The following is a 21,783-nucleotide window of genomic DNA, read 5'->3' as shown; positions in this document are numbered from 1 at the left end:
GCTGACCTGATGTTACGGGAAGTTCACGCTCCGAGGTCGTAGATCCGGACCTTGCCGATGCTGTGTCGCCGGACCGCGAGCTGATCGAGGGCGGGTGCGATCGGTCCGTTGCGCCCGTCGGCGTACAGCCAGCGGACGCCGTACTCGTCGCGCAACTGCCGCAGCACCTGCGCCGTCGGCGTGGTCAGGGCCCGTTCGGTGAGCGCGAACCGGTCCGGCCACGGGGACGGCTGCTCGGTGTAGCGGCGGCCGCCGTGGCCCTGCGCGGCCATCGCCTGGTTCGTGTACGCCCAGCCTTCGAGGAGCGTGCGGCGGCCGGCGATGCCACTGACCAGGTAGCCGCGGGCGTCGCAGCCCGGCGCTGGTGAGCCGGCCGGGCGGCACCACGTGTTCGTCGCGACCACGTCGTACTGCCCCGAGTGCTGACCGAGCCACAACGCGGCCTCGGCCTCGTCGGGGTACACCCACCAGCGCGCCGCGCGGTACGTCGGCGCCTTCTCGGTGTCGCCGTGGACGGCGCTCTGCGCGAACGAGCTGATCGGCGCGGTGGACAGCAGCACGAGTACGAGGAACATCCCGCCGCCGGCTTGCCGCAACGTCAGCCGCCACACGAGCAGCAGGAACAACGTGATGCCGAGGACGACCAGCAGCATCCGGGTGGTCAGCCACAACTGCCGGCCGGTCGAGGCCGCCGGGACACCGCGCGCCCAGACGAGCAGACCGGCGTACCCGATCGAGAGGATGAACGCGGCGACCGCGATCGGAAGCGGGCGTCCCGAGGCGCGCGCACTGGTCGCCGCGAACCAGCCCGCGCCGGCCAGGCTGAACGGTGCCGCGGTGTAGACGAAGTACGACTCGCTGACCGACGGGTGATCGATCAGCAGGTAGCCGATCCAGCCCGCGACCATCGCGCCGAGCAGGAACCAAGCGATCGGGTCCCGCTTGCCGACGACGCCGAAGCCCGCCCAGGACATCGCTTGCAGCGTCAAGAGCAGCCCTAGCAACAGGCTGAGCGTTCCTAGCACCTCACCGTGCGCCAGCGCGGGCAGGATCAGTCCGCCGTCACCAGGCTGCGTCTTGTCGCCAGTGGCCGCGGTGTAGACGGGCAGGGACTTCAGTACGGCGAGGAACTGCACGCTTGAGCCGCTGGTGCTTCCGGCAACTGTCAGGAAGGTCGTGGCGCCAACAACGAGCAGGACGACCGCCGTACCGACAAGACGCCACGGGATGCGTCGTGTTGTCACAAGTAGGTACAGGGCGGCAAGGCCAACGGCTGCCACGAGCAATGGCAGCACGGTTGGCTTGGAGCCTCCGCCAACAACAGCTACCGGGACGATGAGCAGCCAGAGGCGGTGGCTGCCGGTTCTGAAGAGCAGCTCGATCAGGAACACCGCTACGGCAACAGCCGCGACCATGCCGAACGTCTGGGACGGGCTGAGCAGGCTGACCGGCGGTGCGAGGTTCACACTCGTGTCGACGAGCAGGAACAACTGCGGCGCAGCTAGGGCGAGTGCCGCGAGTACGCCGGTCCACCACGTGCGGCTGACGGTCCTGGCGAGTGTTGCGCACACGAGCAGCGACACGACCAGCCACGGCAGGATCCAGAGCCGGAACAGTACGACGAGCGGTGTCAGTCGCGTGACGTCCACGGCCGCGGCCATGTCGGCGTTCGCGAACCAGTGGTAGTCGAGGCGCTCGTGGACGACCTGTGGCAGCTCGGGCGGTACGGAACGCGTCAGCTCGTGCACCATCGACAAGTGGTACAGCAGGTCCGGGTAGTAGGCCTCGCCGTACGGCGGCATCGGGTGGTACGCCATCACGCCGAGCGTGGTCGCGCCGACCATCACCGCCGCGGACACCGCCAACCCGACGGTCCATGCGAACGGCAGCGGCTTGGGGTCGGCGATCCGGAAGTACCGACGCCCTGCGACCGCGAAACCGACCAGCACCAACGCCGGCCAGACGATCAGCCAACGCTGCCAGCCGAGCGCGGTGAAGATCGCCCAGCCGATCAGCTGCCAGGTCGCGCCGACCACCGACCCGAGCCCGAGATCCTCGGCCCAGTTGCCAGTACTGCGCCACGCCGCCCGCAGCAGCAACGTCCCAGGCAGTGCGATCGCGCCCGCGAAGTACGCGGCGTACTTGAGGATCGGACCAGCACCGACGTCACCCAGCGAGACGAACCCGCCGACCGCCACCAGGATCGGCAGCAGCCAAGGGGCGGACCGCCTCATCTGGTGCTTTCGTGGACGGGCTCCTGGTGCCCGTGGTCGTCGAGGCTGTCGTAGCCGACGAGGAACTGCGGACGGCGCTGACTCGACTGGAACAGCCGCGCGACGTACTCACCGAGCAGCCCGAGACACAGCAACTGGATCGCACCGATCACGCTCACCGCGAGCACCGTCGACGTCCAGCCGGGGATGCTCCGGCCGGTCAGCTTGATCACCAGCGCGCCGATCACGAACAGGCCGGACATCGCGCCGCCGAGCAGCCCGAGCCAGGTCGCCAGCCGCAACGGCGCCGCCGAGAACGCCGTCACGCTGTCGAACGCGAGCCGCACCATCTTCGACACGCTGTACTTCGTCGTCCCGGCGGCGCGCTCCGCCCGGACGTACTTCACCTCGGTGCTCGGGAAGCCGAGCCACGGGATCACCAGCCGGAACACCCGGCCGTCGTCGGGCAGCGCGTTCACGGCGTCGACCACCCGGCGGGTCACCAGCCGGAAGTCGGCCGCGTCGAACGGGATCTCCTTGCCGACCAGGCGGCACATCAACCGGTAGTACAGCCGGGCGGTCGTCCGCTTCGCCCACGAGTCGCTCGAACGGTCGGAGCGGACGCCGTACACGACGTCGACGTCCTCCTTCTCGACCGCGCGCAGGAATTCGGCGATCACCTCCGGCGGGTCCTGCAGGTCGGCGTCGATCGTCACGACGTACCGGCCGCGGGCGCGGCGGAAGCCGGCCGACTGCGCGGCCTGGTGACCGCTGTTCCGCAGCAGGCGGACGACACGGAGCTGCGGCCAGTCCTTCGCGGCCTCCAGGAGCAGGGCGGCAGTGCGGTCCCGGCTGCCGTCGTCGACGACCAGCAGCTCGTAGCTGATCCCGAGCCCGTCCAGCAGCGGATGCATCCGCTCGAAGAAGATCGGCAGCACCTCTTCCTCGTCGTACATCGGCACGACGACGGAGAGCTCGGGCTTGTCCCGCATTGGCTTACCTACCTCCAGATCAGGGATCGACCTTAGCGTGCGCTACGCCGGCGAGATCGCCACCGCACCCGTACGCCGCGGGTCGCCGACCGCGAGCAGTCCGTCGGCCGGATCCCACAACGCCGCCGCGACACCGCCGAAGTACATCGAGTGCGGCGGCATCGCCCGGGTCGGCAGCGCGGTCGAGCCGGACACCGGCAGGTCGTCCTCGTAGTCCACGACCACGTCCTCGCGGACACGAACATGCAGCCGCGGATGCTCGACGGCCTCGCGGAGGGTCAGACCACCGTGCGTGTAGAGCGCGTACACCTGGGCGAGCGCGGTCGGGATCCGGTCCGAACCGGGCGAGCTGATCGCGAGCACGGCACCGTCGCTGTCCCTGCGGGCGACGCTCGGCGCCATGTTGGACGTCAGCCGCGTGCCCGGAGCGAGGCTGTGCGGGCCGCCGTGCAGGAGCTCCTGCTCGCCGAGCGCGTTGTTCAGCCAGATGCCGGTGCCGGGCGTGAGAACACCCGAGCCGTACCCGGACGAGACCGTGATCGCGCACGCGTCACCCTCGTCGTCGACGACCGACACGGTCGCCGTACTCGGCGAGGTCAGCGCGCGCAGGTCGCCGGCCGCGGCCAGGTCGAGCAGCTTCTGCCCTTCGAGCCGGCGGACGTCCTCCGCGTCGAGCTCGGCGAGCCGGCGGCCGAGGACGGCGTACTGCACGTCGATCAGCCGCTCCAGCTCGGACTGGCGCCAGCTGCCGTCGGCCGGCACGCTGTCGAGCAGCGCGAGCATGGCGGCCGCCGCCACACCACCGACCGCGGGCGGCGGATTGGTGGCCAGGCGCCAGCCGTTCTGCTGGACGATCAGGGCCGGGCGGACGATCGCCTCGTACGCCGCGAGGTCCTCGGCGGTCAGGATGCCGTCGTTCGCCGCCATGTCCTCGACCAGGAGGCGCGCGAGATCGCCGGTGTACATGGTCTCGGCGCCGTCGCGGGCGATCAGCTCGAGCGCCTCCGCGAGCTCGGGGATGACGACCGTAGTGCCGGCCTTGATCACGGTGCCGTCGTCGTAGTGCACGACGCCGTGGCTCGGCTGGTGCCAGCCGAAGATGATCTCGTGGGTGAAGCCCAGGTAGTACCCGGAGGTGCGGCTCAGCGCGAAGCCGTTCCGGGCGACGTCGATCGCGGGCTGGACCACCTCACGCCAGGGTGCTTTGCCGGAACGGCGGTGCGCGAGGTCGAGTGCTTTCATCCCGCCCGGTGTCGCGACGGAACCGTGGCCGACTGTGGTCGTCGTACCGCCGCCGTAGTCGGTGGTGACGTCCCAGACCCCCTGCCCGAACCGCTCCCCCGGCAGGCCGCGGCCCGGCATCTCCACCCACCCGTCGATCGTGACCGGCTCGGCCCCCGCCACCTGCAACGTGACGAACCCACCCGAGGCCGGCGACACCACACCGATCTCGTTCACCATCGTCACCAGCGTCGCGGCAATCGCCGCATCCACCGCATTCCCACCCTCGGCCGCCACCCGCACCCCCGCGTCGGCAGCTGCCGCATTCGGCGCCGCGACGGCGACCCGCGGATGCCCCGCACTCATCGCAAGCCGCCGCTCACGCCGCGAACCGCCGGGTCCGGCCCAACAGGTTGCCGCGCAGGGCCGCACCCACCGAAGCGGCACGAAAACGCCCTCAAGCACACCCGGCGTGAAGCGACCGGGCGGCTTGAGCGGGGGCCCGTGGGCATGGGTGTCAGCCGACCCGTTGGACGGCGTTGAAGCGGTCGACCGTCACCTGGACGGCGGACTGGCGGGCGTCGGCCACCTCGTTCTCCTTCAGGGTGCGGTCGGGGGCGCGGAAGCGGAGGGCGAAGGCGAGGGACTTCTTGCCCTCGCCGATCTGCTCGCCGGTGTACACGTCGAACAGCCGCACCGACTCCAGCAGGTCGCCCGCACCCTCGGCCAGCGCCGCCTGCACGTCGGCCGCCGGTACGTCGGCCGCGACGATCAGCGCCACGTCCTCCTTGGCCACCGGGTACGACGAGAACGGGTGCGCCGCGATCGACTCCGGACCCGCCGCGATCAGCGCGTCCAGGTCCAGCTCGACCGCACTCGACCGGGCCGGCAACCCGAACGCCTGACAAACCTTCGGATGCAGCTCGCCCGCATGCCCAACGACCTTCCCGCCGGCGCCACCCGCACCGGAGCCGCCGAGGCCACCCGAGCCGGAGCCGTCAGAGCCGGAGGCGTCAGGGCCGGAGCCGCCCGAGCCCGAGCCGCCCGAGCCGTCAGGGCCTTCGACCACGAATTCCGCGCATCGGCCCGGGTGCCACGGCGCGAGTTCGACGTTCCGGACGGTCGGCTCGACGCCGACCACGGACGCGATCAGCCGCGCGATCTGCACCGCGTCCGCCCAGCCCGCCGGGCTGCCCTTGCCCCACCAACCGGTCGGCGTCCGCGAACCCGTCAGCACGACGCCGACGTGCAGCGGCTGGTCCGGGAGCGCGTCGTACAGCGCCTGGATCTCAGCGTCGCTCGGCCGGTGCGCGACCGACGGCAGCGGCGCGGGCTTCGTCTCCGCCTTCGGCAGGAACACCAGTCCGGTCTGGAAGATCGCCAGGTCGCTCGCACCCCGGCCGACGTTCCGCTCGGCGGTCCGGAGGAGGGTCGCGAGCAGCGTCGTCTGCATCGACGGCTCTTCGTCGGAGATCGGGTTGACGAGCTTCACCGTCGTACGCCGGGAGTCGTCGGCCGGGAGCCCGAGCGCATCGAAGTCGGCCTCGCCGGTGAACGGGTACGACACGACCTCGGTCAGCCCCCCGCCGACCAGCGCGGTCGCCACCTTCCGCCGCCGCTTCTGCGACACGGTCAGCCCCTGCCCACCAGGAGCGGCCGGCAGGATCGACGGCACGTTGTCGTACCCGAACAGCCGAATGACTTCCTCGGCGAAGTCGTTGGGATCCCGCAGATCCGGCCGCCACGACGGCGGAACCACCGTCAGCAGATCGTCACCGACGAGGTCGGCAGCCTCAAGCACCCCCACCGCACCCGTGCCGCGACCGGCGGTCGCGGAGCTGGTCGGGCCGGTGGTGGCCGCACCGCCGGCTGCGGCTGTCGCCGAACTGCCTCCGGCCACGCTCTGCGCCGGCTCGATCAGCAGCGCCGGGGCGTGCACGCCCACCGCGAGCGGGGCGGGCATCGCGCCCGCGTCGGCCCGCTCGACGGTGCAGCCGACCGAGCGGAGGTGCTCAAGCGTCTCCGCGAGGGTAATGGGGGCACCCGCGACGCGCGCGGGGTGGTCGGCGCGGAGGGTTACCGGGGCCGGGGACGGGTGGGTGACGAGCACCGTCTCGTCGGGGAGGATCGTGCCGCCGGCGTACTCGGCCAGCAGGTCGGCCACCCGTTGGGCGGCGTACCTCGGCAGCGCCGGGTCGACCTCGCGCTCGAACCGGCGCGACGCCTCCGACGACAGCTTGTGCCGGCGGGACGCGCGCGCGATCACGATCGGGTCGAAGTGCGCGGCCTCGATCACCACGTCGGCGGTGTTCTCGGAGATCTCCGTCGACGCGCCGCCCATCACCCCGGCGACGCCGATCGGGCCGGAGTCGTCGGTGATCAGCAGGTCCTCGGTGTCCAGCTCGCGGGTCTGGTCGTCGAGCGTCATCAGCTTCTCGCCCGCGGTCGCCCGCCGTACGACGATCTCGCCGGCCAGCCGGGCCCCGTCATAGGTGTGGATCGGCTGCCCGAGCTCGAGCATCACGTAGTTCGCGACGTCGACCCCGATCGAGATCGGCCGCATCCCGGACGCGAGCAACCGCTTCTGCATCCACCGCGGCGACAGCGCCTTCGGGTCGATCCCGGTCACCGTCCGCGTGACGAAAACACTGCACGCTTCGGCGTCGTCCACCCGCACCGGGTAGCCGCCCGAACCCGACCCGTTCAGCTCCAACGCGGCCGGATCCTGCAGCGAAACCCCGTACGCCGTCGCCGCCTCGCGCGCCACCCCGCGGATCGACAGGCAGTACCCGCGGTCCGGCGTCACCGCGATGTCGAGTACGTCATCCCGCAGCGCGAGCAGCTCGATCGCGTCGTCACCCGGCGCAGCCTCGCCCGGCTCGAGCACCACGATCCCGTGCGTACCGTCGTCGCCCAGCCCGAGCTCCGCGCTCGAGCAGATCATCCCGTTGGAGACATGCCCGTACGTCTTCCGCGCCGCGATCGCGAACCCGCCGGGCAGCACGGCGCCCGGCAGCACCACGATCACCAGGTCGCCGACCTCGAAGTTGTGCGCACCGCAGACGACCCACTGCGGCTCGTCCTTGCCGATGTCCAGCGAGCACCAGCGGATCGTCTTGCCGTTCTTCTGCGGCTCGTTCTCGTACGTCAGCACCTTGCCGACCACGAGCGGCCCGGTCAGGTCGGACTCCTCGACGGTCTCCACCTCGAGGCCGGCCCGGATCAGCTGCTCCGCGACCTGGCGACCGGTGACGTCGGCCGGCAGGTCGACGTACTCACGAAGCCATGACAGTGGGACCCGCATCAGATCTCCATCCCGAACTGGCGGCTGAACCGCACGTCACCCTCGACCATGTCCCGCATGTCCTCGACCCCGTTGCGGAACATCAGCGTCCGCTCCAGGCCCATGCCGAACGCGAACCCGGAGTACCGCTCGGTGTCGATGCCGTTGGCCTGCAGGACCCGCGGGTTCACCACACCGCAGCCGCCCCACTCGATCCAGCCCTCGCTGCCGCAGGTGCGGCACGGGCGGTCCGGGTTGCCGACGGACGCGCCGCGGCAGACGAAGCACTTCAGGTCGACCTCGGCCGACGGCTCGGTGAACGGGAAGAAGTTCGGCCGCAGCCGGGCCTCCAGGCCCTCGCCGAACATCGACACGACGAAGTGGTCGAGCGTGCCCTTCAGGTGCGCGAGCGTGATCCCTTCGTCAACAACGAGTCCCTCGACCTGGTAGAAGACCGGCGTGTGCGTCGCGTCCAGTTCGTCGGTGCGGAACACGCGGCCCGGGCAGATCACGTAGATCGGGGGCTTGCGGGTCAGCATCGACCTGGCCTGCACCGGCGACGTGTGCGTCCGCAGCACCTTGCCGGAGCCGGCCGGCTCGACGAAGAAGGTGTCCTGCATCTGCCGGGCCGGGTGGTCGGGCTGGAAGTTCAGCGCGTCGAAGTTCAGCCACTCGGCCTCGACCTCAGGACCCTCGGCGACGTCCCAGCCGAGCGCGGTGAACACGTCCGCGACCTGCTCGGAGATCAGCGACAGCGGGTGCCGGGCGCCGAGCTCCGGGGTGTGCCACGGCAGCGTCACGTCGACGCGCTCGGTGGCCAGCATCAGCTCCTCGTGCTCGGCCTCGAGCACCGCGAGCCGGGCCGCGAACCCCTCGTTGATCGCCTTCCGGGCGGCGCCGATCCGCTGCCCGGCCTCCTTGCGGGCCTGCGGCGGCAGCGCGCCGATCTCCCGGTTGGCCAGCACGATCGGCGACTTGTCGCCGAGATGAGCGGACTTCGCCTCCTGCAGGGCGGCCAGATCGGCCGCCCCGGTAAACGCCGTCAGCGCCTCGTCGCGGGTCCGCTCCACCTCTTCGGCATGCAGCGGCGTCACTTCGACCGGGTCGTAATCAGTGTTGGGACCGGACATGGCTCGCTCTCAATTCGGAACTTCTGCGGATTGCAGTCTAGAAACCCGAACCCCAATACCGTGAATCGCCCGTCCACAACCACCCAGCTCAGCCCAGGTTGGGGAGGATGTTGCCCCCGGATCGGCACGAAATACTCCCCAACCCGGTCAGCTCAGGGGGCACGCGGCGGAGCAGGGGTGGGGGTGGCCGGGCCAGCCGCGGTAGTGGAGGGCGGCGACCACCTGGGCGGCTGTCCCACACGGGTCGGTGACCAGCCGGTAGCCGAATCGCAGCGTCAGCTTGCCACTTGCCGCGGCCGCGTTGTCCCTCGTCATGTCACGCCAGCGACTCGCCGCGTCCGCATGACCCGCCTGGCCGTCCAGCTCGACGATCACGCCGTACGGCGAATACTCGGAGTCCCGGTAGACGACGGCGCCGGCGTCCGCGGCCCGGACCTGTCGTCGCGCCCGCGGCAGCCCGTGTGCACGCTCGACGCGCCGGAGGTACGCCTGCTCGAGGAACGATTGAACGCCCTCGGCCGCCTCGGACAGGATCCGCCGAAGGATGCGCCGTCCAGGCAACTCCGGGAGCGACTCCAGTTCCGCCAGCAACCGGGCCGGTGTCGTCCGGCGCTCCCGGCAGGCGTCGAACAGTACGGCGGCCCGCCCCGAGACATCCGCTGTCGCACCGGCGACGACCAGGAGCGCGACCTCCAATCGCACGATCGGCGGTTCACGAGAGGGCTGCAGAAGCGAGGACAACCGCCGATGCCGCGTGACGACGATCCCGGCCTTCTGCCGAACCCGGCGCGGATGCGGTAGCGCGATGTGGATCCGCCCGTCCCCCGAGTCCACGGCGACGCCGTACCGCCGGAGCGCCGTCGTACCCGTCAGCGCGGCGCTCGGCCCACACGACAGCCACGCCGCCCACATCCTGGTCTCCCACGGCAGCGGTCCGGTGAAGTCGACGTACACACCGGTATGCACGCGCTGCACCTGCCGGCCACGCCGACGCCCGAGCAAGACCTTGTCGGTGATCCCGTGCGCGATGGCCTGCGCCCGGCTGAAGGCACCAGCCTGCCGCCGGCGCAGTTCCCCGAACGAACGGGCGCTTGCTTCCTCCACGCCCAAGAACATGCACGCGTCACCCCACCGTCCGACCGGTCCTCTCGCTCCCTGTGGACAGCCGATGTGGGGAGCATTTCTTCCCCGTCCGGGACGAAATGCTCCCCAGGTTGGGCTAACCCAGGCGGTGGCGGGCGCGGATGGCGGCGATCAGGACGCCTAGGGCGGCTAGGAAGGCTCCGACGCCGATCGGGAGGAAGAACGTCGGGTAGTCGACGACGGCGGACGGGTCGGTCCACGGTTCGTGACCGGGGGCCGGCTCGGCGAGAATCAGGCAGACCGCGCCGGTCACGTCGTACGCGATCGCCAGCAGCACGGTGGTGATCGACAGCCGCCGGGCCCATTTCAGCACCCGGCGGTTCCCCCGCGACCGTCCGCTCAGCATCGTTCCGAGGGCGAACGGCAGCAGGATCAGCAGCGCCAACAGGACAGCGTTGGCGACCTCTTGGAACGCAGGCACGCCTGCATGCTGTCAGTGCACCGGGTCGTCCACCGGTGTGACCTGGTCCCGGACCTTCGGCTCGGGCTTCGGGAGGACTGTGAGTGCGACGACCGCACCGGCGACCGCGCCGATCGCGCCGACGGTCATCGCGATCGACATCGCGTCGACGAACGCGTGTTTGGCGGCGGCGAAGAAGTCCGGGCCGAGCGCGAGCGTGTCCGCGATCGACTTCCGCGCGGCCTCCGGTACCGAGTCCGGCAGGGCCGAGGAGTACGCCGCCGCGAGCACACTGCCCAGTACGGCGACCGACAGCGCGGCACCCGTCTGCTGGACGGTGTCGTTCATCGCCGACCCGACGCCACGGTGCTCCGCCGGAACGGCCTGCATCAGCAAGGTGTACGCCGCCGGGCCGGCCAGGCCACCGCCGACCCCCATCACCAGCAGCCCGAGGATCAGCAGCCCATACCCGGTCGAGTCCGACACCTGCGTCAGGATCCCGAACGCGCCCGCGATGACGATCAGCCCGAGCGCGATCAGCGTCCGGTCCGCCAGCTTCTTCCCGAGCGTCGCGCCGAGCACGTTGAACACGGTCGCGGCCACGGCGTACGGGATCAGCGCCAGCCCCGCCTTCAGCGGCGAGTACCCGAGCGCGAACTGCAGGTACTGCGTCAACGCCAGCATCAGCCCGCCCGCGGTGAACGACAGCAGCACGATCGAGAAGCTCGTCCCGCTGAACCGCCGGTCCTTGAACAGCGCGAGCGGCACCATCGGATGCACGCTGCGCTTCTCCCAGAGCGCGAACGCGGTCAGCGCGACGATCCCGACCGCCAGCCCGCCGAGCACCTTCGCCGACGCCCAGCCGTTGCCGGGGATCGACACGATCGCCCACACGATCGAGGCCATCCCGACGATCGTCAGCACCGCACCGGCCGGGTCGACGTCGCGGGCCGGGCCCTTCGACTCGGGGATCAGCGCCACCGTGCCGATGATCGCCAGTACCGCGATCGGCACGTTCAGCAGGAAGATCGAGCCCCACCAGAAGTGGTTCAGCAGTACGCCGCCCACGGTCGGACCGGCCACCACGCCGACCATCGCGACCATCGACCAGCCCGCCATCGCCTTGCGCTGCTCCTCCGGCGGGAACACCGTGAACAGCAGCGACAGCGTGCTCGGCATCAGCAGCGAACCGCCGACGCCCATCAGCCCGCGGCAGGCGATCAGCTGCCACGGGTTCGCGGCCAGCGTGGCGAGCAGCGAGGCGGCGCCGAACAGCACCAGGCCGATCAGCAGCATCTTGCGGCGCCCGTACCGGTCGGACAGGCTGCCCGCGGTCAGCAGCAGCCCCGCGAACGCCAGGATGTAGGCGTCGATCACCCATTGGATGTCCGCCGGCGTCGCGTCCAGGTCGCGCATCAGCGACGGGATGGCCAGGTTCAGGACGGTGTTGTCGACGACGAGCACCATCAGGCTCAGGCACAGAATCAGCAGGATCCACCAGCGCCGGGGATGCCCGGTCGCGGCTTCGGTGGACTCGAACGGTGTACTAGTCACTCGCACACTGTACGACGAACTCGTACATCGTGCGAGTGGTTAGTAGGATGGGCGCATGAGAGAGACGATCTGGACCCGCGAACGGAAGGCGTCACCCGCGCGCGAGACGCTGAGCCGGGAGCAGATCGTGGCCGCCGCGATGCAGGTGCTGGACGCCGAGGGCGTCACCGGGCTGAGCATCCGGAAGCTGGCGGCCAAGCTCGGCGCCGGCGCCACCAGCCTGTACTGGCACGTGCCGACCAAGGACGACCTGATCGACCTGCTGATCGACGAGGTCTGGGGCGAGATCGACGTACCGGAGCCGGAGCTGGCCGGGTGGCGGAGCGGGGCGCTGCTGTTCGGCCACAGCCTGCGGTCCGCCGTCCTGCGGCATCCGTGGCTGCCCGAGGTGATGTACACCCGGCCGAGCATCGGGCCGAAGGCGATGCGACTCGGCGCGCGCGGCGTGGTGCTGTTCGGGGCGGCCGGGTTCTCCGAGAAGGAGGTCGACCTGGCGCTGGGCAGCGTCATGTCGTACGCGCTCGGTACGGCCAGCGCCGAGGTCGCCACCCGCGAGATGCACCGCCGGTCCGGGCAGTCCGAGCAGGAGTGGGTCGCGGACCTGCTCGAACAGGCCCAGTTGGCGGCGGGCGACTACCCCGAGATGCAGGCGTCCGTCCGCCGCCGGACCGGCTCCGACCTCGACACCAGCCTCACCGAGACCTTCGTCTACGGCCTCGACGCGCTCCTCGACGGGCTCCAGGCCCGCGTCAGGAGGTAAGACCGAACCAGGGCCCCTTCGCGAGCTCCTCGCGCAGCACCACCCGGTCCCGCTCGTCGGAGATCGCCACCGTCAGTTCCTCGACGCGCTCCAGCTCTCGGCGTGCGCCGACGGTGTCGCCGGTCGCCGCCAACGCGCGGGCGAGCGCTTCGCGGGCGAACGGCTCGTCCCAGTCGCCTATCTGTGCGGGATACGCCAGGACGAGTTCGAGGCATCGGCGCGCGTGCTGCAGGCCGACCTCGGCGCGGCCGATCCGGAGCGCCGCGCGGGCGATCAGGTGTTCGCCGCGGGCGTGGTTGGCCTCGTTCCCGGCTTCGAGCCAGTGCAGGCAGGCGGCGTACGCGCCGTACAGCAGGCGTTCCTGGTCCTCGAGCGGGCTGGTCTCGTCGATCTCCTCGAGCAGGTCCCAGGTCTCGTTGTTCAGCTCGACCCCGAAGTACCGGTGCAGCTCCCGCCCCTCGACGAGCTCGGTCGCCACCTTCTCCATCAGCTCCGGCCAGCTCGCCAGCCCGTACTCGCGGGCGATCGTCAGCTGCGCGTCCCGCAGCGTGAACCCGGCGCCGTCGTACGCCGGATGGTACGTCCGCACCCGTTCGACCGCGTCCGGCCGCCCTTTGACGACCGCCTTCCGCAGCTCCTTCGCCCGCGCGCGCAACTGACTGAGACTCGCCTTCGCAGGCAGCGGTGTGGTCGACATCGACAGTCCTTCCAGACGACCCGCTCCGCTGACCAGGCCGTCCCGAAGGGTCCATCGGCCATGACTCGAGATCCAGCAGTCCAGGTGCACTCAGTGCTTGCCGCGAAGAGGAGGCGCCCTGACGCGCACTACCCCAACGCTGACACGTGGCCCGGCGGGACGTCAACCGAGATGGATCGGGTTCGTCCAGGCTCGGTGGCCGGTGGTGTCTTCGGTGGTGAGGCGACAGTGGGTGCCGCGGAAGAGGCGGAGGGGGAAGGTGTGTTCGGTGAGGTTGGTGCCTTGGGCAACCTCGGCGCCGGGGTGGCCGCCGGTGAGGAGGATCTTGGTGGCGGGTGAGCAGTGGACGGTGATCTCGTCGCCCTCGATGCGTACGTCGTACAGCTCGGGGCCGGTGCTGGAGTAGAAGTGGCCGGCCTTCAGCGCGGTCAGGAGAGCGTCGGGGTCGAGGGACTCGGCGCGGACGTGGACCCAGGCCTGGCAGGGCGGCGGGTCCTGGGGTTGCAGGTGGGCGTCGTCGGCGGCGTACGTGGTGAAGCGGTGGCCGCGGTTCAGGAGGACGTCGGTGAGGTGCCAGCTGTCGCCGCGGTTCTCGCGGTCGGCCAGGGCGTTGTAGACCTCGATCGAGTGGGCGGCATCCAGGCTCTCCGCGTCCGACGCTGTCAGGAGTGAAGCGGACGGATGGGCCATGCCGACGAATGCCCCGGCGGCACGGGCCCGCAGCGCCAGCCCAGGACCGTCTTCAGAGGCGGACGGGGGTGGGAAGTCGAGGGGGAGGCCGGCGGCGACGATGTGCCATTGCTGGCCGGCTTCCGTCCGCGGAGCGTGGAGTTCGGCGCCGATGAGGGTGGTGAAGGTGCCGGTGCGGAGGTCGCGGGTGTCGGTGACCGGGTAGCCGTACTCGGGGCGGAAGTGGTCGGTGATCGACACGAAGTCGTACCCCGCGTCCCGATACACCTGCGCCGTCTCCGCCGGGGACAGGAACCCGTCGGAGCGGTTCGAGTGCGTGTGCAGGTTCCCGCGCCAGAACCGGCCTGGCAGGTCGAAGATCATCGGCGTTGCTCGCGGGCCGACGCGTACAGGCAGATCGCCGCGGCGGTGGCCAGGTTGAGCGACTCGGCGCGGCCGTAGATCGGCACCTTCACCGAGTGGTTCACGACCGCGTTGATGCCGTCCGGCAGACCGTGCGCCTCGTTCCCGAACAGCCACACGGTCGGCTTTGCCAGTGTGCCGTCGTCGATGCACGTGTCCAGATCGGTCGCGCCGTACCCGTCCGCGGCGAGCACCTGCAGTCCCTGCTCGCGCCACGCCCGTACGGCGGCCACGATGTCGACGTCGGTGGTGATCGGCACGTGGAAGATGCTGCCGACGCTGGCCCGTACGGCCTTCGGGTTGTGCGGGTCGACGGACTCCGCCGACAGTACGACGGCATCCGCGCCGGCGGCGTCCGCCGTACGGATCAACGTACCGACGTTGCCCGGGTCGCGGACCTGGACGCCGGCCGCGATCAGCGTGACCGCATCGGTCCGCAGCGGGACGTCCACCAGCGAGCAGACGGCGACCACGCCCTGCGACGTGACGGTCTCGCTCAGCGCCTCGATCGCCGCCCGGTCCACCTCGAACCACGGAACGCCGGCCACCGCGGCCAGGTCGTGCAGGTCACGGTGACGGGTCGCGACGGCGGGTTCGGCGTACACCTCGAGCACGAGCTCGCGGTGTTCGAGCGCCTCCCGGACGGCCTGGGGGCCTTCGACCAGGAAGCGGCCGGTCTTGCGCCGGAACGCACGAGTGGCGAGCCGCCGGGCCTGCTTGATCCGCGCGGACTGCGCGGTCAACAGACCAGGGCTCGCCACTTGTGGGGTACGGGTGGTGCTCAGGCCGCGGCGTCGGACTTCGGCGCGTTCACGTCCGCCGGCAGGGCGGCCTTGGCCACCTGCACGAGCGCGGAGAACGCGGCCGGGTCGTTGACGGCGAGGTCGGCGAGGATCTTGCGGTCCACCTCGACCTCGGCCAGGCGCAGACCCTGGATGAAGCGGTTGTAGGTCAGGTCCTCGGCGCGGACCGCGGCGTTGATGCGCTGGATCCACAGCTTGCGGAAGTCGCCCTTGCGCGCCTTGCGGTCACGGTAGGCGTAGACGAGCGAGTGAGTGACCTGCTCCTTGGCCTTGCGGTACAGCCGCGAGCGCTGGCCGCGGTAACCGCTGGCCTGCTCCAGTACGGTACGACGCTTCTTGTGGGCGTTGACTGCCCGCTTCACGCGTGCCATGAGGTGTTACTCCTTGTATTTCTGCGCCGTGGACAGGACTGCCGACGACGGGGGATGGTTCGGGAGGGGAAGTGCGTCAGATGCCGAGCAGCTTCTTGGCCTTCTTCACGTACGCCGGGGCGACCTCGACGGTGCCCGAGAGGCGACGCTTGCGCTTCGACGACTTCGCCTCGGCGAGGTGCCGGATACCGGTCTGCTCACGACGGATCTTGCCCGACCCGGTGACCCGGACCCGCTTCTTCATCCCCGAGTGGGTCTTCATCTTCGGCATGGCTGTTCTGCTCCTGAGTTTCTTCGTTGACTCGATCTTCGGTGTGCCGGCTCCGGCCGCTGCGGTTCCCCTGACGGCCGGAGCGATCGGTCACTCCGGGTCGAGGTTGTCGGCCGGACCCTTCGGCTTCTTGGTTGCGCCGGCGGCGCGCTCGGCCTCGTGAGCCTGGGCCTGCTCGGCGCGTTCCTTGCGCTCCGCTTCCTCCTCGGCCTCCCGCTCGGCCTTCCGCTGCGCCTTCTCGGCTTCCACGTCCACGCGCGCTTCGGACTTCTTCTTGTGCGGTCCGAGCACCATGATCATGTTCCGGCCGTCCTGACGCGGCGACGACTCGACGAAGCCGAGCTCGCTGACGTCCTCGGCCAGCCGCTGCAGCAACCGGAACCCGAGCTCGGGCCGGGACTGCTCACGTCCGCGGAACATGATGGTGATCTTGACCTTGTCCCCGGCCTTCAGGAACCGCACCACGTGACCCTTCTTGGTCTCGTAGTCGTGCGGGTCGATCTTCGGCCGCAGCTTCATCTCTTTGATGATGGTGTTGGTCTGGTTCCGGCGGGACTCGCGCGCCTTCTGCGCGGTCTCGTACTTGTACTTGCCGAAATCCATCAACTTGCAGACCGGAGGCCGGGCCGTCGCCGCGACCTCGACCAGGTCGAGGTCGGCCTCCTGGGCCAGCCGCAGTGCGTCCTCGATCCGGACGATGCCTACCTGCTCACCGTTCGGTCCGACCAGCCGCACCTCGGGAACGCGGATGCGCTCGTTGACGCGCAAATCAGTGGTGATGGGTCCTCCTGGGTTGAACTCGTACTGGATGCCACCTCGTGATCACCCGAAGTCCCCCTGGAAAACAGAAGGCCCTCGTGCGATCACACGAAGGCCCAATTCCCAGCGGTACGACGTCCCGACCCTGGAGGGGAGGTACGCCGTACGTTGACCGGGACCCGCCGACTGTTCATCGACTGGGTGGGAGGTGGCCCTCCGCTTAGACTTGAACCGTCGTTGTCCCTTGACTATTCCGGTCAGGGGTCACCAACGGACCAGGTCGGTCGCCGTGTAAGAGTAGCAGCATGACCGACGCAGATGCCACTCCGCAGCCAGACCCCCTCGCGACCGCTTCCCGCGACATCGCCGAGGTGCCCGCCGTGGAGATCATCTCCACCGCCGCACTCCACCTGATGAGCGCGGCCGCCGTCAACCTCGGCCTCGCCGCCGACCTGCCGGAGCACAAGGACCTCGACGAGGCGCGGTCGCTGATCGACTCGCTGGCCGGCCTGCTGGACGCGGCCTCCCCGTCCCTCGGGCACCACCACGCGGCGCCGCTGCGGGACGGGCTGCGCTCGCTGCAGCTGGCGTTCCGGGAGGCCAGCTCGATCCAGGACGAGCCGGGTCAGGGTCCCGGTGAGAAGTACACCGGCGCCGTGTACCCGGCGGCCGCCAAGTAGGACCGGCGTGGGCGCGGGCAAGTACACCACCCTTCCGCGCCCACATCCAGCTCAGTCCGCACGGCGTACCAGCTCCAACCTGGAGCGCGTCAGCGCGTAAGGCACCGCGGCAGCGAACAAGGGCACGAGTACGGCGACGCCGGCGATCACGGCCCACGGCACGACGACCGTCGGCGACCCGACAACGCTGTGCGCGGTGAACCCGTACAAAGCGCCCACGGCTACGCCAAGCAGACAACCGAGCTGCCCGAGGAACCAGCCCTGCGCAGCCGCGAGCCCGCGACGCATCCTGGGCGGCGCACCGACCGCAGCAAGCGTGGCGAAGTCCGCACGCCCTTCGGACATCGACAAGGCGACCGACATGGCCACGCCGAGCAGCGTTGCCGCCAGCCCTGCGATCAGTAGCCCGATCGACGCCTTGCGCACCGGGCTCTGGTACCCGTGCTCAACCTTCAACGCGTCCTCATGACCGAGCAGCCGCGCGACCGCGGCCAACTGCGCCGCGCTCGGCTCCTCCCGCAAACTGAAGTGGACCGCATCCACGCCGGCCGTGCCCAGCTGTCGCGCGGCATCGGTGCTGATCAGCGCCGACCAGGCCAGCACACCGGCCTTCGGCGGCGACGGCACGACCGCGGCCGGGTACCGGATCGTCTGACGCCCGTCGAGGTCGTCCCCCCGCGCGAGCTTCACCGTCCCGTCGTTCGCCATCGTCGCCAGCGGTACGACGACCTTCCCCTGCCGCAGCGCCGCGGCCGCCCGCCGGCCCCAGTCGAGGAACCGGGCGATGTACGCCGGATCGACCGCCGTCAACGAGTACCCGGTCGAGTAGACGCTGCCGTTCGCGACGTACCCGTCGGTCGCCTTCGTGCCGTTCAGTACGACGGTGCCGACCTCATAGCGGTGCTCCACCGGCAGCAGGGCCTGGACCCTGTCGACGAGTTGCGCCGAGTACGGGATGTCGCCGTCGAACCGGAGGACCGCGTCCCCGATCCGCCCGGCCGGCTCGTAGTTCTGCGCCTTCGCGGCGGACTGGTTCACCACCGCGAACGCGAGCGCCGTCGTACCGGCGACCGCGATCATGATCGCCGCCGTGACCGGGCCGGTGCGGTGCCGGTGCCGCGACGCGTCCCGGAGCGCGAGCCGCATGCTCAGCGGCAGGCGGCGGAACCGCCCGGCGACCTTGCCGACCAGGGCGGGCAGCATCCAGACCAGCCCGGCGACGACGAGCGTGATACCGGCGACGACCACCACGACCGGAAGGGTCGGCGAGGCCGAGGCGACCCGGGAGATCTGGGCGGGATCGGCGGCCGCGCGCTGCTGCCGGGCGGTGTCGAGCGCGGACGCCAGCTGGATGTTGCCGATCACCGAAAGCACCAGCCCGGCCGCCACCAGTACGAGCGTGAACCGCCGGAGCCGGACCGCTCCCACGACCGCGCTGAACCGCCCGGCCAAGGCAGCCAACGGTGGCCGTCGCGCCGCCCCGATCGCCGGGACGAGCGCCGACGCGAGCCCTGCGACCAGCCCGACGGCAACCACTCCGAGCAGCTGCAGCCACGGGAGCTGCCAGCCCGTGATCAACGTCGACGTCGCGTCCTCCCACCAGGACTTCCCGGCCAGCGCGGTCACCACGCCGATGACGAGCCCACCGCCCGCGCCTAGCAGTCCGGCGTACAGCCCCTGCGCCAGCACGACCCGTCGTACGTCGGCCGACGTACCTCCGACCGCGGTGACTAGACCGAGCTCCCGGGTCTGCCGACGCGCTACGACAGCGAACGCTGTACCTGCGAGCAGCACGAGCTCCAGTACGCCGAAGCCGACGATGAGCACACGTGCCGCCGCACCACCAACGGGACCACGGGGCGTCGCAGGCGGGTCGATAACCGAGGCCCTGGATTCAAGAGTCATGCCCTGCTTGCTCAGCTTCTCAGCCAGCGCGTTGACGTCCACGCCGTTCGGCAGGTCGACCAGGTACTCCGCTTGCGAGTCCGGGTCGCCTACTGCGGGCGTCGCGAACACCAGCCGCGACTTCGGGAGGTCGAGCGTGCGGGCAATGCCGACGACCTGGTACCTCGTACCGTTCGCAGCCGTCAGCGCACCGCCAGGGTGCAGCCCTAGGTGGTCCGCCAGCACAGGTGACAGCGCGACCTCGCTGGCCTTCGCAGGCATCCGCCCGGCGTCCAGGCGGTACGTCCCGGCAAGCATGGTGTTCGTGAAGTCGCCCGTGGCGAGTCCGACGTTCAGGGCGGCCCCGTTGCCACGCAGTTCGATGTCGCTGGCGAGCGACTTCGCCCTGGCGTACTGCGACCCGCTCGGCAGCGCACGGCGTACGTCGGTGCGGGCAGACGGCGCTGTGAGCCGCGCATCTGCCGACCCGAGGACCGTGCGCGCCAACGGCTCGCCCGTGGGGTGCGTAGCGCGGTGCACGACGCTGAACCAGCTACCGGCGAGCACAGGCAGGCCGACGAGCGCAGCAATCAGCAGGGTCCGTCCCAGCGTGCGTCGCGCCGTACGGCGGGCCAGCCGCAACGCGAGAACCCAGTCGTTGAGGAGCTTCACGGCACCAACCCCTGCTCGTTCACCATGGATACTGAGTATGCATACCCGGTATCTACGGCGCAAACTTGATTGACCTCGCAGCTAGAGCCCGCGGAAGAAATTGACCAGTCCGGTCGGGGCGTCCGGGGCGAAGCAGACCTCGAGGTTCTCGGCCGACTCGCGGGCGGACCGTTCGGCGCGGTCGAACATCGCCGACTCATAGCTGTCCAGCGGATCGCCCGCGACCAGGGCGGCCGCCAGTTCGGCGGCGTCCTGCAGGGCGAGGTTGGCGCCCTCGCCGGCGAACGGGGACATCAGGTGCGCCGCATCCCCGAGCAGCGTGACGCCCGGCACCGGCTTCCACCGGTGCCCGATCGGCAGCGCGTGGATCGGCCGCGGGATCAGCTCGCCGTCGGCCTCGCGGATCAGCCGGAGCAGGGCGTCGTCCCAGCCGGCGAACGTCGTCTCCAGCACCTCGGCCGTGATCGGCGCATGCTCGGTCGCCCGGTAGGCGGCGTACACATGCAGACGATCCGGCTCCCGGTGCACGAGCAGGCCGCGCCCGTCCGACAGCGCGAACATCGACCCGCCGCCGACGAGTTCCGCGCTCTCCGGATGCCGTCCGTCGGGATCGAGCAGGTCGAGCTCCGCGAACGAGATCCCGGCGTACCGCGGGACCGCGTCCGACACCAGCGCCCGCACCTTCGACCACGCGCCGTCCGCGCCGACGACTAGGTCCGCGTCCGGCCGTTCGCCGTCGACCTTCGAGTTCCAGCGGATCATGCCGTCGGGCAGGCTGTTGATCAGCAGGTCCCTCAGGGCCTTCCGATGTACTTCTGGCCGGCCGTTGCCGCCGTCGTCCGCGTGCCGCAGTACGGCGTACTTGTCGTACACCTTCATCGCCTCGCCGCCCGGCAGCACCAGCGGCAGGAAGTCGTCGTACAGCCCGGCCGCGCGCAGCGCGAGCTGGCCGGAGTCCTCGTGGATGTCGAGCATCCCGCCCTGCGTCCGTGCCGCCGGCGACGCGTCTGCCTCGTAGACGACGGCCTCGATGCCGTTGACGTGCAGAATCCGGGCCAGCATCAGTCCGCCGAGCCCGGCACCGATGATTGCGATCATGCCGACTCACCTCCCGTCCGTGGAGTGCCGAGCACCCCGCTGAGCAGTACGTCGATCCCCCAGGCCAGCCGCCGCTCCCCCGGCCCGCTGAACAGGTCCTCGCCGAGCGCCGCGATCCGCGGATGCGTCTCCGGCCGCACCGCGAGCAACGCGGCCCGCGCCACACCCCACGCCTCCGGGTCCTCCCCGCCGGCATGCTCGGCAGCGGTCGCAGTCGCCAACTGGAGCAGCAGATCCACACCCCACGCAGCCTGCGCCGGCGGTACGCCGCCCTCGTCCAGCAACGCGAGCAAACCCTCGACCAGCCGCAGGTAGTTCTCCCCCGCGGGCCGCGCCGACACAGCCGACTGCGCCAGGCTCGGATACTCGAACAAGACCTGCGTGTACGACGTGAGCACCGAAGCGACCCGCTCCCGCCAGCCACCCGCAGCCGTCACCGCGGACAGGTCCACCGCCGCCAGCAGGTCGTCGAGCACCGCACCGTGCAGCAGCGCGGTGTTCCGGAAGTACACATACAGCGACGCCGGCCCGGTATCCAGCTCCTTCGCCAGCCGCCGCATCGTCACGCGGCCCATCCCCTCGGCCCGCATCACCTCGACCGCGGCCGCGACGATCCCCCGCCGCGACAACGCCGCCTTCGCGGGCCGCTCTCTCCTGCTCCTGGGTTCCTCGTTCACCTCTCCAAGGTAACGAACATGTTCGTTACGAACAAGTTCGTGATATCCGGTCGGCAGTTCAGCTCGCCGCCGGTACGGTCGGC

General features: G+C 70.4%; 19 protein-coding genes. 2 read left to right on the top strand and 17 right to left on the bottom strand.

The annotated features are described in order from the left end of the window. Positions 1-23: 23 nt before the first annotated feature. From ACFV9C_RS39930 to ACFV9C_RS39895, 8 genes are all read right to left on the bottom strand, one after another. Positions 24-2,234 (bottom strand): hypothetical protein, encoded by a 2,211-nt coding sequence (locus tag ACFV9C_RS39930; RefSeq protein ID WP_380202348.1) that lies wholly within the window; start codon positions 2,232-2,234, stop codon positions 24-26. Next, positions 2,231-3,205 (bottom strand): glycosyltransferase family 2 protein, encoded by a 975-nt coding sequence (locus ACFV9C_RS39925; RefSeq protein WP_380202346.1) that lies wholly within the window; start codon positions 3,203-3,205, stop codon positions 2,231-2,233. Before ACFV9C_RS39925 ends, ACFV9C_RS39930 begins: the two co-directional genes overlap by 4 nt. Positions 3,206-3,247: 42 nt before the next feature. Next, on the bottom strand, positions 3,248-4,792 hold the full coding sequence (locus ACFV9C_RS39920) for a gamma-glutamyltransferase (protein ID WP_380202344.1): 1,545 nt from the start codon (positions 4,790-4,792) through the stop codon (positions 3,248-3,250). 151 nt (positions 4,793-4,943) lie between these two features. Next, a complete protein-coding gene (locus tag ACFV9C_RS39915) occupies positions 4,944-7,730 on the bottom strand; it encodes a phenylalanine--tRNA ligase subunit beta (RefSeq protein WP_380202342.1) in 2,787 nt (928 codons plus the stop codon). Beyond that, the gene (gene pheS / locus ACFV9C_RS39910) at positions 7,730-8,839 is read right to left on the bottom strand and encodes a phenylalanine--tRNA ligase subunit alpha (protein WP_380202340.1); all 1,110 of its coding nucleotides are present in this window, start codon (positions 8,837-8,839) and stop codon (positions 7,730-7,732) included. Before pheS ends, ACFV9C_RS39915 begins: the two co-directional genes overlap by 1 nt. A gap of 147 nt (positions 8,840-8,986) precedes the next feature. After that, positions 8,987-9,943, bottom strand: a complete 957-nt coding sequence (locus ACFV9C_RS39905) for a hypothetical protein (protein ID WP_380202338.1) — start codon at positions 9,941-9,943, stop codon at positions 8,987-8,989. Positions 9,944-10,058: 115 nt separating this feature from the next. Next, positions 10,059-10,403 (bottom strand): hypothetical protein, encoded by a 345-nt coding sequence (locus ACFV9C_RS39900; RefSeq protein WP_380202336.1) that lies wholly within the window; start codon positions 10,401-10,403, stop codon positions 10,059-10,061. 12 nt (positions 10,404-10,415) lie between these two features. Continuing rightward, positions 10,416-11,936 carry an MFS transporter gene (locus ACFV9C_RS39895; protein WP_380202334.1) on the bottom strand — a complete coding sequence of 507 codons (1,521 nt, stop codon included), beginning with the start codon at positions 11,934-11,936 and terminating at the stop codon, positions 10,416-10,418. A 55-nt stretch (positions 11,937-11,991) separates the two neighbouring features. Between ACFV9C_RS39895 and ACFV9C_RS39890 the strand changes: the two genes are divergently transcribed. Continuing rightward, positions 11,992-12,696 (top strand): TetR/AcrR family transcriptional regulator C-terminal domain-containing protein, encoded by a 705-nt coding sequence (locus tag ACFV9C_RS39890; protein WP_380202332.1) that lies wholly within the window; start codon positions 11,992-11,994, stop codon positions 12,694-12,696. Here the strand turns inward: ACFV9C_RS39890 and ACFV9C_RS39885 are convergent. The 6 genes from ACFV9C_RS39885 to infC form a co-directional block, all read right to left on the bottom strand. After that, complete coding sequence (locus ACFV9C_RS39885) at positions 12,686-13,393, bottom strand: hypothetical protein (RefSeq protein WP_380202330.1); 708 nt, start codon at positions 13,391-13,393, stop codon at positions 12,686-12,688. The genes ACFV9C_RS39890 and ACFV9C_RS39885 overlap by 11 nt on opposite strands. A 162-nt stretch (positions 13,394-13,555) precedes the next feature. Next, the gene (locus ACFV9C_RS39880) at positions 13,556-14,446 is read right to left on the bottom strand and encodes a CehA/McbA family metallohydrolase (protein ID WP_380202328.1); all 891 of its coding nucleotides are present in this window, start codon (positions 14,444-14,446) and stop codon (positions 13,556-13,558) included. After that, positions 14,443-15,246, bottom strand: a complete 804-nt coding sequence (locus ACFV9C_RS39875; protein ID WP_380202326.1) for a TrmH family RNA methyltransferase — start codon at positions 15,244-15,246, stop codon at positions 14,443-14,445. The genes ACFV9C_RS39880 and ACFV9C_RS39875 overlap by 4 nt, the downstream gene beginning before the upstream one ends. Before the next feature lie 20 nt (positions 15,247-15,266). Continuing rightward, positions 15,267-15,659 carry a 50S ribosomal protein L20 gene (gene rplT / locus ACFV9C_RS39870; protein WP_380202324.1) on the bottom strand — a complete coding sequence of 131 codons (393 nt, stop codon included), beginning with the start codon at positions 15,657-15,659 and terminating at the stop codon, positions 15,267-15,269. A gap of 76 nt (positions 15,660-15,735) precedes the next feature. Then, a complete protein-coding gene (rpmI, locus tag ACFV9C_RS39865) occupies positions 15,736-15,930 on the bottom strand; it encodes a 50S ribosomal protein L35 (protein ID WP_141853049.1) in 195 nt (64 codons plus the stop codon). Positions 15,931-16,020: 90 nt separating this feature from the next. Then, positions 16,021-16,698, bottom strand: a complete 678-nt coding sequence (infC, locus tag ACFV9C_RS39860; protein WP_380202322.1) for a translation initiation factor IF-3 — start codon at positions 16,696-16,698, stop codon at positions 16,021-16,023. 296 nt (positions 16,699-16,994) lie between these two features. Here infC and ACFV9C_RS39855 point away from each other — a divergent pair, with 296 nt between their 5' ends. Next, positions 16,995-17,369, top strand: a complete 375-nt coding sequence (locus ACFV9C_RS39855) for a DUF1844 domain-containing protein (protein ID WP_380202320.1) — start codon at positions 16,995-16,997, stop codon at positions 17,367-17,369. A gap of 51 nt (positions 17,370-17,420) precedes the next feature. On the opposite strand, the gene ACFV9C_RS39850 is transcribed toward ACFV9C_RS39855, so the two are convergent. From ACFV9C_RS39850 to ACFV9C_RS39840, 3 genes are all read right to left on the bottom strand, one after another. Continuing rightward, entirely contained in the window at positions 17,421-19,925 is a 2,505-nt protein-coding gene (locus ACFV9C_RS39850) for an FtsX-like permease family protein (protein WP_380202318.1), read from the bottom strand. 81 nt (positions 19,926-20,006) lie between these two features. Beyond that, positions 20,007-21,023 carry an FAD-dependent oxidoreductase gene (locus tag ACFV9C_RS39845; protein ID WP_380202316.1) on the bottom strand — a complete coding sequence of 339 codons (1,017 nt, stop codon included), beginning with the start codon at positions 21,021-21,023 and terminating at the stop codon, positions 20,007-20,009. After that, on the bottom strand, positions 21,020-21,700 hold the full coding sequence (locus ACFV9C_RS39840; protein ID WP_380202314.1) for a TetR/AcrR family transcriptional regulator: 681 nt from the start codon (positions 21,698-21,700) through the stop codon (positions 21,020-21,022). Before ACFV9C_RS39840 ends, ACFV9C_RS39845 begins: the two co-directional genes overlap by 4 nt. Positions 21,701-21,783: the final 83 nt, after the last annotated feature.

Origin of the sequence: Kribbella sp. NPDC059898, assembly GCF_042730855.1 — a bacterium.
Taxonomy (GTDB): domain Bacteria; phylum Actinomycetota; class Actinomycetes; order Propionibacteriales; family Kribbellaceae; genus Kribbella.
Note: the sequence above shows the minus strand (reverse complement) of the source record. Positions and strands in the feature narration are given on the sequence as shown.

What these genes read in the sequence shown, in the direction of transcription:
- ACFV9C_RS39920 (WP_380202344.1), bottom strand. Translation starts at nt 4,792, where the DNA reads ATGAGTGCGGGGCATCCGCGGGTCGCCGTCGCGGCGCCGAATGCGGCA.
- ACFV9C_RS39885 (WP_380202330.1), bottom strand. Translation starts at nt 13,393, where the DNA reads ATGTCGACCACACCGCTGCCTGCGAAGGCGAGTCTCAGTCAGTTGCGC.
- ACFV9C_RS39930 (WP_380202348.1), bottom strand. Translation starts at nt 2,234, where the DNA reads ATGAGGCGGTCCGCCCCTTGGCTGCTGCCGATCCTGGTGGCGGTCGGC.
- ACFV9C_RS39915 (WP_380202342.1), bottom strand. Translation starts at nt 7,730, where the DNA reads ATGCGGGTCCCACTGTCATGGCTTCGTGAGTACGTCGACCTGCCGGCC.
- rpmI (WP_141853049.1), bottom strand. Translation starts at nt 15,930, where the DNA reads ATGCCGAAGATGAAGACCCACTCGGGGATGAAGAAGCGGGTCCGGGTC.
- ACFV9C_RS39890 (WP_380202332.1), top strand. Translation starts at nt 11,992, where the DNA reads ATGAGAGAGACGATCTGGACCCGCGAACGGAAGGCGTCACCCGCGCGC.
- rplT (WP_380202324.1), bottom strand. Translation starts at nt 15,659, where the DNA reads ATGGCACGCGTGAAGCGGGCAGTCAACGCCCACAAGAAGCGTCGTACC.
- pheS (WP_380202340.1), bottom strand. Translation starts at nt 8,839, where the DNA reads ATGTCCGGTCCCAACACTGATTACGACCCGGTCGAAGTGACGCCGCTG.
- ACFV9C_RS39925 (WP_380202346.1), bottom strand. Translation starts at nt 3,205, where the DNA reads ATGCGGGACAAGCCCGAGCTCTCCGTCGTCGTGCCGATGTACGACGAG.
- ACFV9C_RS39855 (WP_380202320.1), top strand. Translation starts at nt 16,995, where the DNA reads ATGACCGACGCAGATGCCACTCCGCAGCCAGACCCCCTCGCGACCGCT.
- ACFV9C_RS39880 (WP_380202328.1), bottom strand. Translation starts at nt 14,446, where the DNA reads ATGATCTTCGACCTGCCAGGCCGGTTCTGGCGCGGGAACCTGCACACG.
- ACFV9C_RS39845 (WP_380202316.1), bottom strand. Translation starts at nt 21,023, where the DNA reads ATGATCGCAATCATCGGTGCCGGGCTCGGCGGACTGATGCTGGCCCGG.